This is a genomic window from Rhodothermales bacterium, assembly GCA_040221055.1.
GTDB lineage: Bacteria > Bacteroidota > Rhodothermia > Rhodothermales > UBA10348 > 1-14-0-65-60-17.
On the sequence record JAVJVN010000007.1, the window covers coordinates 14,273 to 31,415 of the forward strand.

Consider the following 17,143-nt stretch of genomic DNA (forward strand, 5'->3'; position numbering starts at 1 on the left):
CCCGGTAAGGGGGTGCATGCGGAGATCGCCGCGTGGGTGGCACCACCGCAGCCGCACTTTGGGGGTACGCCGTCTGCCACGGCTGCCCACCGGCGCTCCCCGCTGCCCTTTGCCGGGCCGCGAACCACCAGGGCGTGACAACAACGCCCGTATGTTTCCGTGCATGGTCCCCGATCAGGTCCGGTGGTTCGCGGCCAAGCAAGGCGGCTGTCCTTGACGACAGCCCCTCGCGAAGCTCGTCCTGTGAATACCACCGAAACCCGTCATGCACCACCGCCTTTCCGGCCGGCCCGGATGCTTCCACGCACGCTCCGGATCCGCTTCTGTCATCGTCCTGCTCCTTCTCGTATCGGGATGTACCCTGCTGCGGCCTGCAGAGCGACCGGCGGCCAGCCCGGCCGTCGCCGCCGCAGACGCCGAGCCCGATTCCACCGCCTGGGATGACGGGTTCATCCGAACCCACAAGAAGCCGGATGGCACGTTGCTGTTCGAGATCCCTGCCCAGGCCTTCGACCGGGATGTCCTGCTGGTGAGCCGGATTGCCAAGATGCCGCAGAATCTGATATTCGGGGGTGCCGGCATGAAAGCCCGCTCCCAGCAGGTCATCCGGTGGGAACGGATGAATGACCGGGTGTACCTGCGGCACGCATCGTATGACGCCGTGGCCGATTCCACGCTCCCGATTGCGCAGGCCGTGCGGGCAAATCATTTTGAACCGGTCGTCGCATCCTTTGCCATTGAACGCACGGACGCGGCGACCGGGGCGGTAACCATTGACGTCACACGGCTGTTCACGACCGATGTCCGGCTGCTCACCGGGTTGTCCAGCGGCCTGCGGACCGCCAGCCAGGTGCGCAGGCTCGATCCCGAGCGGAGCCTGGTGCTGTCGGCGGCCAGCTATCCGCTGAACACGGAAGTGCGGCACGTGCTGACGTTCGAGGCGGAGAATCCGCCCAGCAACCAGGCGACGGCCACCATTTCGCTGGAAATGAACCAGTCCATGATCGTGCTGCCGCGCGAACCCATGAAACCGCGCTTTTACGACGCGCGGGTCGGATTCTACACGCGCCAGCAGATTGACTACGGCGAGGAAACCCAGGGCGTCCGTCCGAGGGACTTCGTGACGCGCTGGCGCCTGGAGCCCAGCGATCCCGAGGCCTATGCCCGCGGCGAGCTCGTGGACCCGGTGAAACCTATTGTGTACTACATCGATCCGGCCACGCCGGAGCACTGGCGTCCGTATCTGAAACAAGGTGTGGAAGACTGGCAGACCGCTTTTGAAGCCGCCGGGTTCAGCAATGCCATCCTGGCCCGCGATGCCCCGACGCCGGAGGAGGATCCGGAGTTCTCACCGGAAGACGTGCGCTATTCGGTCATCCGGTACATCACGAATCCCATCCAGAATGCCCAGGGGCCGCACGTGCACGACCCGCGTTCCGGCGAAATCCTGGAAAGCGACATCCTGTGGTACCACAATGTCCAGGAATTGCTGCGCAACTGGTTTGTGATCCAGACGGCCGGGTATGACCGGTCCGCGCGCAAGCCGATCCTGGATGAAACGGTCATGGGCGAACTCATCCGGTACGTGGCCAGCCACGAAGTGGGTCACACGTTGGGTTTCCCGCACAACTGGGGGGCGAGCAGCGCCTATCCGGTCGACTCCCTGCGCTCGGCGGCGTTCACCGAGCGGATGGGTGTCTCGCCCTCCATCATGGATTACTCCCGGTTCAACTATGTCCGGCAACCTGAGGACCGGCACGTTCCCTTCATGAGTATGGTAGGCCCGTACGATCGGCATGCCGCGGAGTGGGGCTACAAATGGTTTCCGGGTGACCTCACGGCGGACGAGGAAGCCCGCCGGCTGAATGCGTGGCTGACCCCACGCATGACCAACCCCGTCCACTTCTACGGCCGGCAGACCGGCATTGACCAACAGGTGGATCCGCGCTCGCAGCGCGAGGATATCGGGGACAATCCCGTGGAGGCATCGGGCCTGGCCGTGTTGAACCTGCGCCGGGTCATGGACACCCTTGCCGACTGGGCCGTCGAGCCGGGACAGGACCACGAGACGCTGGGCGGATACTATCAGTCGCTCGTTTTCCACTACACGCTGTACATGGAACACGTGGCGCGGCAGGTGGGCGGCGTGTACGAAACCCCGCGCGTCAAGGGACAGGCGGGCGCATTCACATATGCGCCGGTGGAACGGGAGAAGCAGGAGGCATCGCTGGCGTTCCTGGACGAGCATGTGTTCCGCGCGCCGACGTGGCTGGTCCGAGAGGACGTGGTGCGGGACCTGGTCCAGGACGGTGCGACAGACGCCGTCACGAACGCGCAAGTGGCTGTGCTGCATTTGCTTGTGCGACCAGACCGGCTCATGAGGATGGCCGAATACCGGGAGCGGGATGGCGCCGGGGCCGTTTCGCCTTGGGAACTCATGGACCATCTGCACGAGAGCATGTGGGCCGGGCTTGGTTCTGGTTCCGGCTCGGGCTCCGGGTCGGGGGCGCTGTACGATCGTGCCCTCCAGCGGGCCTGGGTGGAACGGCTCGCCTGGTTGGATGCGCAGACCGGAGCAGGAACCCTGCGGTCCGATATCCGCGCGCTCGCCGTGCACTACCTCACCCGGGCGCGCGCCGAGCTGACCGATGCGCCGCGCCGCGGCCTGCCCGTCGAGGAGCGCGCCCACCGGGACGATCTGCTAAGGCGCATTGCGCTTACGTTGGACCCATCCTGAGGGCGCGGCGGTACGTGCGGCTGACCGGAATCCGGGCGCCGGACGTCATGTGGACCGCGCACGTTCCGCCGCGCCCCTGTTCCACGCGCAGGACATGCGCCAGGTTGACGATGGCACTCCGGTGGACGCGCACGAAGTGGTCGGCCGGGAGGCGCTCGGCCAGCCGGGCGAGCGTGTCCCGGTGGGCCACGGTTTCCGAGCCGGTATGGATGTCCACGTAGACGCCCGCGCCCTGAATGGATTCGATGTCTTCGACGGCAATGAACCGGAGGCGACCCACGGAGCGGACGGCCAGGCGCTGGAGGGGGGGCTGGGCGCCAGTTGGACGCGTTCCGACATCGGGATGGGCAAGGGTTCGCGCGTGGGCTTGGGCCGCATTGCCCGTGTCCGGCTTCGAGGTGAACGCGGCCAGGCGATCCAGGAGCGACTGCAATTCGCGGCGCCGGACCATGTCCGCGGCGTGACGCAACGCATCCTCCACGCGATCGTCCTCGAACGGCTTCAAGACGTAGTCGAGGGCGTTCAGGCGGAACGCCTGGATGGCGTGCTCATCCCAGGCCGTGACGAAGACGACGGCCGGTGGCGGCGGGGCGGCGGGATCCGCTGCGTCCACGAGTTCACGCACCACCTGCATGCCGGTCATTTCCGGCATCTCGATGTCCAGCAACAGGATATCGGGCGTTTCGCGGCGCACGGCGTCCATGGTTTCGGCCCCGTTCGCGGCCACGGCCACCACCTGGAATCCGTCGAGCGCCGAGACCAACCGGCGCAAATGCTCGCGGGCCGGCACCTCGTCTTCGGCTATGACCACGCGGTGGATCATGCCGAACCCGGAATCTGCGCCCGTACGGCCAGTCCGCCCATCCGGGACGTCGCGAAGGTCACGCTGGCCCCGGGAAACAGGCCTTCAAGGCGTTCCACGGTGCTCGTCAACCCGACACCCGGCGCCACGGGCAGGTGCTCCAGGCTAACCGGCTGGCCGACCGGGATTCCAGGAATTCCGGGGCCGTCATCCTCCACCACGAGCAGGAGATTGCGGTTGCTCCCGTCCTCCAACGATGCCCCGATCCGGACCGTACCACCGTCTGCGCGCGGCAGGACGCCGTACCGGATGGCATTCTCGACCAGCGGCTGGAGGAACAGGTCGGGTACCTCCACGTGGCGCACGGCTTCCGGTACGTCCACCTCCACCCGGAGCCGGTCCCCGAACCTGTGCCGCTCGATGTTCACATAGTGCATGAGGTGATCCAATTCGGCACCCAGGGCCACCCGGGGCGGGGCTTTCTCGTTGAGCGAGCGCCGCAGCAACGCCGCCAGGTCGGTGACCATGTTGCGGGCCACGCCCGGGCGCGCACCCATTTCCGACTGGATGGCGTGGAGGGTATTGAACAGCACGTGCGGATTGAGCCGCTCCCGCAGGGATTGCAGGCGGGCCGACATGAGGGACGATTCCAATCCGGCCAGTTCGGTCTCCTTCTGGACGACGTGGCGCACGAACGCGTAGGAGAGGGCGAGTACGAACCAGAACAGCAGGTCCACGAAGTAGGTCCGCATGAGCGCCACGCGGAAATACTGCCACAAATCCAGCTCGAAGTCCGTCACGGCCACGTGGATGGCGTGGGCTCCCGTCACCAGTCCGACCTCCAGCACACACGCCACCGTGGCCAGCATGGCGTGCACACCCACCCGTCGGGCCCGGACAGCCCCGCCCAACCGGCCGCCGAGCGGAAACCGTCGTTCGGCCGCGAAGACCAGCGGCGTTATAAGCATCCACGGATACCACCCGAGCATGGTCCAGAACACGGTGCCGTCGGGGAAGCGGGCAACTCCCATCAGGAACGCCACGTAGTGTTGGGCCAGGTAGGCGGCACCCACCCCGTTCCAGAACAGGAACAGCGCCCACCGGGCACGCCAGGTGGCAAACGGGCGATCGAGGGAAAACGTCGTCATGCTTCCGTTCAACGGCCCGACGGCTATTTTGTGGCATGATCAAGACCATTCTCCGTGCATTGATTGTGGATCCCGACGCAGCGGCTCGGGAGCAGCTGGCCGGGCTCCTGGCCACGCGGCCGGACGTGGCATTGGCCGGTACGGCACAGGACGTCCAGGAAGCCGTCCGCTGCCTGACGGACGAACCGTTCGACGTCGTTTTCACGGAGATCATGGGCCTTGAGGTGGCGGAGCGCGTGGGGCCCCGGGCCATGCCACCCGTCATTTTCTGCACAGCACACGATGCGTTCGCCATCCAGGCGTTCGCCATGCACGCCGTGGATTATCTGCTGAAGCCCATCGATGCGCATCGATTCCATGAAGCCATGGACCGGGTGGTGTCCCGCCGCGGTCCCGGTGACCTGGCGGCCGTGCAGGACCGGCTGAAGCATCTTCTGGATCCGGCGGAACACCCATCGCCGAGCCGCGCCGCCGCGCCGACACCCCTCCAGCGCTTCCTCATCCAGGAAACGGACCGGATGGTATTCGTGAGCGCCGAGGACGTGGACTGGATTGAGGCCTCGGGCAACTACGTCGTCCTGCACGCGGGCCGCGAGCGGCATGTACTGCGGCAGACCATGAAGGAGCTGGAAGCCCGGCTGGACGGGCAGCGCTTCCTGCGCATCCACCGGTCCACCATCGTGAACGTGGACCGGATTGCCCACATGCAACCCACCTACAACGGGGAATATGAGGTGCGACTCTCGTCCGGCAAGCGCCTGACGCTCAGCCGGTCGTACCGGCACGTGCTGGACCGCTTCCTGTGACCTACATGCTCGTCGTGCCGTCGTACAGGTCGGTGAACACCTTATCCACCGGCTCCCAGAGCTCAATGGCATTCCCGTCCGGGTCCAGGATGTGCACAAAGGTGCCGTACTCGAAGGCCTGGATGTCGTCGATGATCGTGACGCCGCCCTCACGCATGCGCTCGACCAGCGTTTCCAGGCCCTCCACCCGGAAATTCACCATGAACGGTGCCGTGGACGGATTGAAATACGTGGTGTCGTCCGGCATGGGGCTCCACTGCAGGTATGCCTTCTGGAGCGGCTTCGCGCCTTCGCGGAACTCGAACAGCGAACCGTACTCGTTCGTCTTCAGCCCGAGCCACTCCGCGTACCAGGCCCGCGCAGCCTCCGGGTCGCGGGATTTGTAGAAAATGCCGCCAATGCCCGTGGCCCGCGCTTCTGACCGGGTTCCAGGACCGTCGTGTTCCGGCGCATCCGGAAAATGCTTCTTCATGCAGTCGGGGCACAGTCCGTGCGTGAACGTGGCCCCACTGTGGTCCCCCATGTACTCCTCCACGTCCCGCCAGTACCCCTTGTCGTCCCGGATGTCCTTGCATCCGGCGCAAATGGGCAAGAGGCCCGAAAGCGTCCGGATACTCTGCGCCGCCTCACGTAATTCCAGCTGTGTCACCACCAGGCGGGACAGCCGCTCGAGCGCTTCGATCTGATCGGACCGAAGCGAGCCGGGCCGGCTGTCCATGACGCACAGGGAGCCCACGGCGTATCCGCCGGGCGTAACCAGGGGAGCGCCGGCATAGAACCGCAGGTCCGGATTCCCCGTCACGTACGGATTTTCGTCGAAGCGCGCATCTTCCGTGGCATTCTCGACGATCATGGGGCCGTCATTCCCGATGGTATACGCGCAAAACGCGTGGTTGCGCGGCGTTTCCCAGTAATCGACCCCCATCCGGGACTTGAACCACTGCCGGTCCTGGTCCACGAACGAAATCATGGCCATGGGCATGTCGCAGATGTGGGCGGCGAGCGCCGTGACATCGTCGTAGATCTGTTCGGGAGCCGAATCGAGGATGTCGTACTTCCGGAGCGCAGCCTGACGCGCCGCTTCATCCGGGGGGCGGGGTGGTGTTTTCATGAAGATCCATTACCGGATGTGCGCATGGGCGGTTCCAGAGGGGGAGACGTTGCGCCACAATCGCCGTCGCACGGGCGCCTAAAATCACGTCCTCCAATGGCCGATACCCCAGGGGAGCCAACCCCTCCGACGCCTTGAACCTTCGCACATCTGCCCTCACATGCACCGCGTTGTCCGTGGTGACCCTGTTTCTGAGCCTCATGGTGCCTGGCGCCGAGGCCCAGCAGGTCCGTCATCGGCAGTTGAACATTGCGGAGGGATTACCCCAGTCCCAGGTACTGGACGTACACCAGGATTCCCGCGGCTACATATGGGTGGCCACGCAGGGCGGCGGCGTGGCCCGGTACGACGGTACGGACTTCGAACTGTTCGCGCATGGTGAAAACCGGTCCGTGTACGTGGTTTTCGAAGATGCACAGGGACGCATGTGGTTCGGCACGAGTGACGGCGTGGACGTGCACGATGGCCACACGCAGGTTCATTACGGTGGTTTCCGCAGCAACGTGATCAACAAGATCCGGGCTGCCCCCAACGGGGAAATGTGGATTGCGACCGATTCCGGTATTGAAATCATTTCTGCGCACGGGGATCACCGTCACGGGCCGGCCGCGCTCGAGGGTCTGGCCGTCACCGACCTGGTGTTGGATGCCAATGGGCTTCTGTGGATTGGCACGGACGGCAACGGCCTGTTCACCTTCAACGGCCGGGTTGTGGAAAAGCGTCCCGAAGTCACGGACCCGTACATCCGCGCCATGCACACCGGACCCATGGGCTCCATGTGGATTGGTTCGCGGCGTGGGCTCTCCATCCGGCACTCGAACGGCATGGTCCGCGGCATTCCGGATCCGGAAGGCCATCTGGATGACGTACAGACCATCCGGGAAGACCACGAAGGCACGGTGTGGATTGGTACCAGCCGGGGTCTGTTCGCATGGGAGGGCGGGCAGCTGAACGAATATGCCGCAAACGTGCTGAACGACCGCCGGGTATCGGTCATCTTCGAAGACAATGAACACGGGTTGTGGGTAGGGACGGACGGGCATGGCGTATTCCACTTTCCACGTACTCCGTTTTCGTATTTCACCGAGGAAAACGGCCTGGTGAACAACATTGTGTGGAATTTCGCGCGGACACCCGACCGGGCCCTCTGGATTGGCACGCGCGGTGGGGTGAGCCGCTACCGGAGCGGCACGTTCACGTCCTGGTCGGAGCTGGACGGATATCCCCTGCGCGACACGCGTGCGTTGCATGTGGACGTGAACGGACAGTTGTGGCTGGGCACGGACAGCGGTGTCTTCCGGTTCGAGGACGGGAGTTTCGTGGACATCGGGGCCCCGTCCGGGGTCATCCAGGTCCGCGACCTGGCCGAGGCCCCGGACGGATCGCTGTGGGTGGCCACATTCACGGATGGGGTATTCCACTGGAATGGCCGCGAATGGCGGAATCATTCAACGGCACATGGAATGCTGAGCAATCGGGTCCTGGCCCTGTTCGTGGATGCATCGGGTGCCGTCTGGATGGGAACCAATGAGGGGTTGAACCGCTGGGACGGCGCGCGCATGCAGTCCTACACACCGGAGGATGGACTGTCGTTCGACCAGATCCTGGACATCGATCAGGATGCCAGCGGTCACATCTGGCTGGCCACCTACGGCGGGGGCGTTAACCGGCTCCGGGTGGATGCGGAAGGCACGCTCCGGGAGGTCGACATATTCAATTCCGAGCGTGGCCTGTCGGACGATGCCACCGTCAGCCTGGTGTTCGATGAGGAAGAGGACCTGTGGGTGTGCACCAACCGGGGCATGTCCGAGCTTCGGATGACTCCGGAGCCCGCCATCCACCGTTTCGGCGGGGGACCGAACGATACGCCACTGGAATGCAATACCGATGCCAGCTGGAAAGCCCCGGATGGCACGCTGTGGTTCGGTACGAGCACGGGGATAGCGCGGTATCATCCGCGACTGGACGATGACGATTCAGGAATGGGTGTGGAGGTCATGCTGACCGACATCCGGCTCTTCCTGGAGGACGTGGACTGGACCGAATACGGCGATTCGCTCACCGCCTGGCATGGCCTGCCTGTGGATCTCACGCTGCCCCACGACCGCAACCACGTCCGGTTCGAGTTCCTGGGGATAAGCCTGCGCGCGCCCGAAGCCGTGCAATACCAGTACTTCCTGGAGGGTTTCGATGCTGACTGGTCGCCCGCATCCCCTGAACGGGATGCCACCTACTCCTTCCTGCCGCCCGGGGACTATACGTTCCGCGTTCGTGCGGCCGGCCGGGACGGTGTCTGGTCGGATACGCCGGCGTCGTTCACGTTCGCCGTGAATGCGCCCTTCTGGATGACCCTCTGGTTCCGTATTTCCATGTTCATGCTGGGTGCGGGCCTCATTGTGTTCCTCGTGGACCGCCGCGTGGGCCGCTACCGGCGGCAACGGCGCCTCCTGGAGCGACGCGTGGAACAGCGCACCAAGGAGCTTTTGGCCGCCAACCGGGACCTGCGCCTGGCCCAGCAACACGCCGAGGAGGCCCTGAAGATCAAAAGCCAGTTCGTGGCCAACATGAGCCATGAAATCCGCACGCCCATGAACGGCGTCATCGGGTTCACCAGCCTGCTCCTGGACAGCAAACTGGGGAAGGAGGAGCGCGAGTTCGCCGAAATGATCAAGCTGAGCAGCGAGGCCATGATGGACGTGGTCAACCAGATCCTGGACTTCTCCAAGCTGGAAGCCGGAAAAATGGAGATTGAACGGGTGCCGTTCGTCGTCCGGGACGTCGTCCAGGAAACGCTGGACCTCGTACTTCCCACGGCCCACCAGAAGCGACTCGAACTCACGTCCGTGGTGGACAGCGACGTTCCCGCGGAGTGGGTGGGCGACCGCGTGCGTGTGCGTCAGGTGCTGCTGAACCTGGTGGGTAACGCCGTGAAATTCACCGAGCGGGGCCGGGTGGAGGTGGGCGTCAGCCGCCTCCCGGACGGCGTCCTGCAATTCCGCGTCAACGACTCCGGCATAGGCATTCCCGGGGATCGGCTGCTCGGCCTATTCGAAGCCTTTACCCAGGCCGACGGCAGTACCACCCGCAAGTACGGCGGAACCGGATTGGGTCTTACCATCTCCAAAGAACTGGTGGAACTCATGGGTGGCCACATCACCGTTGAAAGCACGCCCGACGAAGGGTCCACATTCATCTTTACCCTGCCATGAAACCGCGCATCCTTATAGCGGAAGACAACGAGATCAACCAGCGCCTCATGCGTTTGATGCTCAGCCGCATGGGCTACTCGGCCCGTATGGTGGGTGATGGCAAGGCCGTCGTGAAGGTGGCCCTGGAGGAACCCTGGGACGTGATCTTCATGGACCTGCACATGCCCGAACTGGACGGCGTCGAGGCCGCACGGCGCATTTTGGCCGCCTACAACGACGAAAACACCCCCACTCCCGGCCCCCGCCCCCGCATTTACGCCATGACCGCCGGCGTCCTGGACGCCGACCGCGAACGCTGCCACGCCGCCGGCATGGACGGCTTCATCGCCAAACCCGTTGACAAGGAGGCGTTGAGGGAGGTTTTGGGGTAAACACAATGGATTTTAAGTCCGTTGCGTCTACCTGTTTCGCCATCCCGTAAGAGCCGATTGGTAGAGCAACTGTCAGCGATTTGTTAGCACAGTCTGGCCACCTGTAAGTCGGATAACCTTCTCACTGGCGGCCGCACGCCTGTTCGTAGATTCGCGCAGGCGGCTACCAGAGTTTGTGCTCCTAGGAAATTACAACATTCTTGGTTGCAGAAATTATTCGCGGCGACGATGTACGAGAGTCGAGGCACGCTAGCTGCTTGCACGAGGTAGAGCGTCACTCTGGCCCAACGGTCTCGGCAGTGACGTGACGATTCACTGGCAATGGATCTACCACGCTGCAATGATCTCATCCTATTACATACATAACCTAGGCGGATCCCGTCATCTGCTAGTTAATACCGAGTCTGCCGACCGGCTACGTCGTGTGAGCTACAGGTCACGACGCGGTTGAGACAGCAGTCATTAATGAGCGTGGGATTCCTGGCATCATCCCAGACTGCCCGATGTGGATATATCGAATCAGGATACCAGTCGGCTAGCGACGAGGCTCCCCTCCAACTGATGGGAGAGTCGTCCCTATCTCCGCGTCGCAATAACGGTAACAATCTAGCGTACACGCCCAGCAGGATCAACAGGCCGGAACATTGTTTCAAACCGCGGTTTGAACATAACGGCTATTGGCATTCCAGTGATGCTAGTGGCTGCACATTTTCCTGTTAGGGGTAAGAGAAAAATGCGTTCGTTACTAACCGAAGACTCGCGCGTATCCTCACACGAGTACTCTGAGGATCCACTACTACCTGTCGGCAACACCCTTGCCAGTTGGCATGGGTCTTCCCCTGTGCTGTCGACCGCGGGCCTGCTCAGCGACCACTTCGATAATCTGACTGTAGGTGCTCACGTCAAAGACGCCGTGAACCTACGTTTAGATATGGGCTCGCAGCTTGTTGAATTATCCAGTCTTACCTCAATACGAACGGAATCTGGACTCGTTGAAGAACGGTACTATGGCGACCATCCGGCAAATGATTTGGGAGTCTCTATCGTTCACGTCGTACAGTATTTAGATGAGAATGCGACTCCTGAACTAGTTGATAAGCTCGTAGAGCGACTTGTACCAAATAAATCGTTCCAGAAAAGCATCACAAGCCGAGTGTCAGTTCTGGAATACTCCGCCTTTGTATTCGATTCCGGTCAATGGGACAACAAGATCCCTGCTCAATACAACACCATCCGTCTGATCCTTGACTGCCTTGGCGACACGAATCTCTTACGCGGTTACGACGGCGCCATGGCACTTTGGTTTCATCAAGGCTCTGAAGATTGGCGCAGACAGATGTGCATATCCATGCGAGAATTCTTGAAAATCATAGAAGTACAATACGTCCCCAAATGGAAGGTCGCAGCCTGGCCTGGTTGGGACAAGAACCTGCACGGACATGAACGCGGTAAACCGGAACTTCCATCCAGGAGAGCCCAGTACGCCTATCTGCTTGCTAGCTATGGGCAAGGGGACTCTTCACGCAGGTCTGAAGATCTGGCAAAGCGGACAATTCAATTAGTGAATGACTTGAATGGTATCATTCACTTTAGGCGCGTACGACAGAATCAGATTGCGCCCGCAAGAGCAGTGTCAGAGTTCAACGAACTTGTTTTGGAGTGTCTTAAAGCAATCCGGTACCTACGATTATCACTTTCGTAGGTCACCGTTCTCAAGGAAAACGGAGCAAACACCGATTGCCAGTTAGGTACGATAATTCGCCAACGGGCAATAGCACGAGCTTCTCATTGATGTCCGAGGGATCCGTTAGAATTCCTTAGATTCCTCATATTGCACGACCTAACCCAGGCATCATGGAGTTGGTTTGTGCGTAGACTATTGTTGCGCAATATTTGAGTCGTGTTTATAGCTGGCTTATCGCACCGCAGATGCCATCCTGTATGACTATCAACTTGCAGGGTGTGAGTCGTTGAACTCCATCCAGAGCGACCATGGCGTTCTCAGAAGCTCCTCGCGCTCAGAGGTCAAATCGCGTATTTTCGCTTGAAGTTTCACGTTGAGCTCACGCGGATACACATAAGCCGACAAGGCCTCGTCACTGAATACCAGGTTAGCACTATTGTGTCTAACAAGATCGAGTAGCCTAAAATGAACCAGGGCTAGTGCAAGAAGGCTTGTTTCGTAACCCAACTCAATATCTGTAAATCTCGGATCGGGAACGTAGTTTAGAGCCAAGCTGGGCTCGTCAATTAGGCCGCTATTGGCTAATACTAATTCTTCTACCTTTTTCTCAATATCGATAATGCTGTCAATTAGTGAATAGTCAGCAGCAGACAAAGTCACCATTACCTTTTTCCCATTTTGAACATATTGAGTCTTAGGATTGACTAAATGGGTTAGTGTTCGGAATCCGTCTGGTTTACCCATCACCAGCACTTGATGTAGCACCTTGAGGGTGTTCAGATAAGTATTGAGCGGCCCGTAAATCTTTGATAGTCGATTGTCGATGTCCATCAGTCTTGCGCGCTTAGAATCCTTGTGAATCTGGTATGAGTTGACCACGGCTCCTAGCACACCCACAAACAAGGCAATGAGTGCCGCAATGAGTGCCACATGCGGTGCTAACAGTGAAATGGCTACCATGATCGTCTCCAATGTGCTTTGAAGTTATATTCGGTTCTAAGCGTAAGCTATCCAATACCTATGACACCCCTCTGTCATAGCCCAGAATGAGGTATGATACTTTGGCGAAGCCGGCTAGTGTAGCAGTGGTAAATCTGCGGGCATGGATCCAAGAATACAACCCTGTTGTCGTTTATGCGTGTTTCTCCGGTGGCCATGACTCACTTGTCAGCACGCACATTACGATGAGTGTCATACCCGACGCAACTGTATTACACATCGATACGGGCATTGGTGTGCGGGCTACACGCGATTTCGTTAAGCAGACGTGTGCTCGACATAACTGGCCGCTTCTTGTGATCTCGGCTGAAGAGTGCGGACAGTCCTACGAGCAGCTCGTGCTCGAGAATGGATTCCCAGGCCCAGCCCAACATCGCATTATGTTCAATAGACTCAAGGAGCGGGCGATCTATAAGGCTTGTAGAATCGCCAAGACGGGCAGGCCGAGGTTGTCCACGGTAGCCTTTGTGTCTGGCCTCAGAGCTGAAGAATCCAGGCAGCGGAAAACTTACGGGGCGGATCCCAGAAAAATCTACTCGCAGGTATGGATGAGCCCAATTTATCAGTTTACAGCTAAGGATAAGAATGACTATATGACGAGGCATAACTTACAGGCAAACCCTGTTGTTGAACTACTAGGCATGAGTGGTGAGTGCCTATGCGGAGCGTATGCACATAAAGGGGAAAAGTCAAAGATCGCCCTTGTGGATCCCACAACAGTTGCTGAAATAGAGCGTATTGAAGCTGTCGTTGCGGAACGAGGGTTTACTTGGGGTTGGGAAGATCCAGGGCCTAACGCTGACTGGAAAGAGCAACGGAATGGACAGATGCTATTGTTCACCCCTCTCTGCGTTGGGTGTGAAAAAGTAGCCCTTGATGACTGATTGGCTACTATAACGTCGCTGCCCCTGGGAGACGCCTAGCTGTGCCCTAGCTTGAGTCGGCCTCTATCTCAAACCTGAGTGTACGATCAACATGGACTGTGATTCTTGGCCCTGAGATACAGTCACAACGAACGCGCCGCCGGGCACTTTTGACGACACTTCTTGGAGTCTTATGACATTTGCGCCTAGCTGTGGTGAGACTATTTTTCGCACGATCTCCCGCCCCAACATATCAAATACACGCAGTGTAACGACGTTTTGGACGGTAGGTACGAGCAGGCGAACTGATAAATCCTGAGTAAAGGGATTTGGAAAAGCGGACTCGAATACAAGGTGTGTTGGAAGTGAATTATCTTCGGTGGAGACGCCAGACGCAACGTCTATTTCTACTTCGTGAACACTTTGCAGCAGTTCATCCGAGACAGTCAGTACTGCCGTATAGACGCCTGCCTCGGTATAGGAGTGCGTCACTACAACTCCCACATCGAACATACCGTCCCCAAAGTCCCAGCTGAAACTAAGGGAATCACCATCCGGATCAGTAGAGGAGGTCGCATCGAATGATACCTCTAGTGGTGCCTGGCCCGAAGTCACAGACACCGAGAAGACAGCCATGGGAGCCACATTGGCCTCAGAAATCACAATCTCCTGAGTTGCAGAGTCTGACATCACCCCGTCACTCACAGTCAATCTGACCGTATACGAGCCTGCTTGAGTAAACGTATTGACTGTACTAGACCCCGAGCCTGTCTGACCATCTCCATAGTCCCAGGCGTACGTCAAGTCATCACTATTGGGGTCTGACGACGGACTTCCGTCAAAGGTCACCTCAAGCGGTGCCGTCCCTCCTATTGGCGACGCGGTGAAGGCTGCTATCGGCGCCACATTGGGCGATGAAACTATGATCTCCTGAGTTGCAGAGTCTGACATCACCCCGTCGCTCACTGTAAGCGTAACTACATAGGAACCCGCGTCAGTATACGTGTGGACTGTGCTTGACCTGGTGTCTGTCTGTCCGTCCCCAAAGTCCCAGGAGTAAGCCAACACGTCACCGTTAGGATCCGAAGAGGAAGTGGCATCAAATGAGACCTCTAGCGGTGCCTGTCCACCCTCGGGCAAGACAGTGAATGACGCAACAGGCCTGGTTTCTAAATAGAGCACGTCGATGGTGGACTGAAGCCCCTGGAGCGCCAACTCGCTTGATTCGACGACCACAAAGTTACCAGCCTGGTCGCGCATCGCAATACGGATCGTCCACGTACCTGCCTCGGAATACGCAGGCAAAACTATCTGCCCCGTGAAATGGGCATCCAACGGTGTCCCTGAGTAGAATTGCGCAACCATATTGTGTCGTTGCCCGCTTGGGGACGTGACCCAAACCTGAACAGTAGCTGTTCCTTCCGTAACTCCAGACAAGTTGTCGGTTACACGGAGGGAGTATGTCGTTGACGCCTCCCCATAGAAGACGTTGAGCGTATCGCTACCAACCTCGAGTTCAATGAGTGTGGGTAATTCAGCATCCGACACCGAAAGCACCTCAATGGTCGATGGCAGCCCTTGCAACGCCAACTCGTTTGATTCGACCACCACAAAGTTACCAGCCTGGTCGCGCATCGCAATACGGATCGTCCACGTACCTGCCTCAGAGTACTCCGGAAGAATTATTTGCCCCGCGAAACGGGCATCCAAGGCTGTTCCCGATGAGAACGGTGCAACCATGTTGTGTCGTTGCCCGCTTGGGGACGTGACCCAAACCTGAACAGTAGCTGTTCCTTCCGTAACTCCAGACAAGTTGTCGGTTACACGGAGGGAGTAGCTCAGTGATGCCTCACCTTCTTGAACATCAATCTGCGTTCCGTCCAACGAAAACTCAACAACAATCGGTACCTCAGTGTCAGACTGGGCAGCCACAGTTATTGGCCATATACAGATTGCTCCTATTATCATGACGAACAACAGGCGCAACGGATTCAACATCCCTTGCCACTCGGGCCGAACGCACGAAAAAAGAATTCTGAATTTCAAGGATAGTCGCATTGTTAATACCAGCCAACACCAGAAAACAGATAGTAGCGTCTTGATTACACGTCCTCTCCAGTTGTTCAAGTCTCAGAAGAAAAATAATCTCTTTCGGTTTGGAGTTAGTATCGGGCTCGACTTTTGAGTATTCAATACATTCCACTATGCAAAAAAGTCGGGGAAATACTATCAGTTCCAAGCCACTGTACTAATCCCGGCATTCGCCCCTCCGATACGCACTCGGTTCACACTCAAAGCCGCTTAGGGCCCAGAGCCCAACTTTCGCAGCCTGCGCATCGGAAACGATGGAGCGATACCGATCCACGAGCGTCACGTTTGGCGGATATACGCTGACGACGGCCATGCCGCGTCGTAGCATTTCCTCATTGACGAACGCGCCGTCAGGTCGCATCAAGTGGGCCAGGGTGCGGTCGTACCGATCCTGTCGTTCGATGTCGAAGTAGACGGTCAACTCCATTCCCACCGGCGCGATTGCCTCAAGGGTGGTCTTGGCCAAATCGCCAAATACGCCTTGGCCCATCTCTGGCGAATCGATCAGTAGTAACCGGATCCGCGTGCCGTCGGCACAGTCAAGGGTGTCACCGTCGATTACCTTGTCGACAATGCACGCGGCATCGGATTCGACGAGTCCATCTTCACCGAGCTGTGGCGGCGAAACATCCTGTTCCACTCGAACATGAACCGGGGTGCCGCATCCAGCCGTTGTTGAAGGGCTAAGGCCAGCACTACGGGCTTCTTCCGCAGACTTGTAGAAACGGAGGTTGCTCTTACTCAATCGCTTCCACGCATCACACCCGACGAAGTAGAACACACGACCACGGGATGATGCTACGAACATTGTGCCTTCGGGCACAACAGTAGGGACAGCCGATGAACTAGTCGAAGTAGACGAAGACGAGGAGGCACTAGACCGGGTCGAGGACGAAGATCCGATGCGGCACGTTTTGTCCTTAGCAATGCAGGTCTTCCCGCACGGCTTCCCTTTTACGCAGTTTTTCTGGGCCATTGCGGGGGGCGCTAGAGCTAGCCCGGCAAGCAAAACCAGGAGCGTGAGAAGCCTGTACATGGTCGATTCCGGTTTGGTTGGTGACAGAATGATAGTCATTCTATCACATCATCACCACGAAGGTTATGCCGTACGTTTTACAGTGTCTAAGACGTGTGACGGAAGGCGTCGTCGCTGTGCGGGTGGGGGCGGCGCCTTCAGTCAGACCTAAGCTGAGCGATTCGTATTTGTGACGTGTCCAATATCGCTGATTTGTCTGTGATGAACCACGCCCCGGACGTTCCGGTGGCTCAGAGCCGGGTCAGCGTCCGTCCTGGACCCTCTTTCGGGCTTGAGACAGACCGGT

At 59.3% G+C, this 17,143-nt stretch carries 12 protein-coding genes; 6 read left to right on the top strand and 6 right to left on the bottom strand.

All coding sequences use genetic code 11. The features are described from left to right. Nucleotides 1-265 precede the first annotated feature (265 nt). Complete coding sequence (locus RIE53_02470) at nt 266-2,737, top strand: zinc-dependent metalloprotease (GenBank protein MEQ9103542.1); 2,472 nt, start codon at nt 266-268, stop codon at nt 2,735-2,737. Here RIE53_02470 and RIE53_02475 read toward each other — a convergent pair. Next, complete coding sequence (locus tag RIE53_02475; protein MEQ9103543.1) at nt 2,718-3,560, bottom strand: LytTR family DNA-binding domain-containing protein; 843 nt, start codon at nt 3,558-3,560, stop codon at nt 2,718-2,720. The two genes, RIE53_02470 and RIE53_02475, sit on opposite strands and share 20 nt — an antisense overlap. Continuing rightward, complete coding sequence (locus RIE53_02480) at nt 3,557-4,687, bottom strand: histidine kinase (protein MEQ9103544.1); 1,131 nt, start codon at nt 4,685-4,687, stop codon at nt 3,557-3,559. The genes RIE53_02475 and RIE53_02480 overlap by 4 nt, the downstream gene beginning before the upstream one ends. 35 nt (nt 4,688-4,722) lie before the next feature. Between RIE53_02480 and RIE53_02485 the strand changes: the two genes are divergently transcribed. Next, nucleotides 4,723-5,493: a LytTR family DNA-binding domain-containing protein gene (locus RIE53_02485; protein MEQ9103545.1), complete on the top strand. Its 771-nt coding sequence runs from the start codon at nt 4,723-4,725 to the stop codon at nt 5,491-5,493. Between the two features lies 1 nt (nt 5,494). On the opposite strand, the gene RIE53_02490 is transcribed toward RIE53_02485, so the two are convergent. Then, entirely contained in the window at nt 5,495-6,604 is a 1,110-nt protein-coding gene (locus tag RIE53_02490) for a GAF domain-containing protein (protein ID MEQ9103546.1), read from the bottom strand. Nucleotides 6,605-6,738: 134 nt separating this feature from the next. Here RIE53_02490 and RIE53_02495 point away from each other — a divergent pair, with 134 nt between their 5' ends. The 3 genes from RIE53_02495 (at nt 6,739) to RIE53_02505 (ending at nt 11,886) form a co-directional block, all read left to right on the top strand. Then, entirely contained in the window at nt 6,739-9,813 is a 3,075-nt protein-coding gene (locus tag RIE53_02495; protein MEQ9103547.1) for a two-component regulator propeller domain-containing protein, read from the top strand. Further along, nucleotides 9,810-10,184, top strand: a complete 375-nt coding sequence (locus RIE53_02500; GenBank protein MEQ9103548.1) for a response regulator — start codon at nt 9,810-9,812, stop codon at nt 10,182-10,184. The genes RIE53_02495 and RIE53_02500 overlap by 4 nt, the downstream gene beginning before the upstream one ends. Before the next feature lie 841 nt (nt 10,185-11,025). Beyond that, the gene (locus tag RIE53_02505; GenBank protein MEQ9103549.1) at nt 11,026-11,886 is read left to right on the top strand and encodes a hypothetical protein; all 861 of its coding nucleotides are present in this window, start codon (nt 11,026-11,028) and stop codon (nt 11,884-11,886) included. Between the two features lie 246 nt (nt 11,887-12,132). On the opposite strand, the gene RIE53_02510 is transcribed toward RIE53_02505, so the two are convergent. Next, nucleotides 12,133-12,828, bottom strand: coding sequence for a hypothetical protein (locus tag RIE53_02510; protein MEQ9103550.1), 696 nt, complete (start codon nt 12,826-12,828; stop codon nt 12,133-12,135). 86 nt (nt 12,829-12,914) lie between these two features. Between RIE53_02510 and RIE53_02515 the strand changes: the two genes are divergently transcribed. Next, a complete protein-coding gene (locus RIE53_02515; protein MEQ9103551.1) occupies nt 12,915-13,751 on the top strand; it encodes a phosphoadenosine phosphosulfate reductase family protein in 837 nt (278 codons plus the stop codon). Between the two features lie 63 nt (nt 13,752-13,814). On the opposite strand, the gene RIE53_02520 is transcribed toward RIE53_02515, so the two are convergent. Together RIE53_02520 and RIE53_02525 are read right to left on the bottom strand one after the other, a co-directional pair. Next, on the bottom strand, nt 13,815-15,776 hold the full coding sequence (locus RIE53_02520) for a PKD domain-containing protein (GenBank protein MEQ9103552.1): 1,962 nt from the start codon (nt 15,774-15,776) through the stop codon (nt 13,815-13,817). 202 nt (nt 15,777-15,978) lie between these two features. Beyond that, nucleotides 15,979-16,461 (bottom strand): thermonuclease family protein, encoded by a 483-nt coding sequence (locus RIE53_02525; protein ID MEQ9103553.1) that lies wholly within the window; start codon nt 16,459-16,461, stop codon nt 15,979-15,981. Between the last annotated feature and the right edge of the window lie 682 nt (nt 16,462-17,143).

Coding starts and splice junctions, on each gene's coding strand:
- RIE53_02490 (MEQ9103546.1), bottom strand. CDS start 6,604: ATGAAAACACCACCCCGCCCCCCGGATGAAGCGGCGCGTCAGGCTGCG.
- RIE53_02510 (MEQ9103550.1), bottom strand. CDS start 12,828: ATGGTAGCCATTTCACTGTTAGCACCGCATGTGGCACTCATTGCGGCA.
- RIE53_02475 (MEQ9103543.1), bottom strand. CDS start 3,560: ATGATCCACCGCGTGGTCATAGCCGAAGACGAGGTGCCGGCCCGCGAG.
- RIE53_02515 (MEQ9103551.1), top strand. CDS start 12,915: ATGAGGTATGATACTTTGGCGAAGCCGGCTAGTGTAGCAGTGGTAAAT.
- RIE53_02500 (MEQ9103548.1), top strand. CDS start 9,810: ATGAAACCGCGCATCCTTATAGCGGAAGACAACGAGATCAACCAGCGC.
- RIE53_02480 (MEQ9103544.1), bottom strand. CDS start 4,687: ATGACGACGTTTTCCCTCGATCGCCCGTTTGCCACCTGGCGTGCCCGG.
- RIE53_02485 (MEQ9103545.1), top strand. CDS start 4,723: ATGATCAAGACCATTCTCCGTGCATTGATTGTGGATCCCGACGCAGCG.
- RIE53_02470 (MEQ9103542.1), top strand. CDS start 266: ATGCACCACCGCCTTTCCGGCCGGCCCGGATGCTTCCACGCACGCTCC.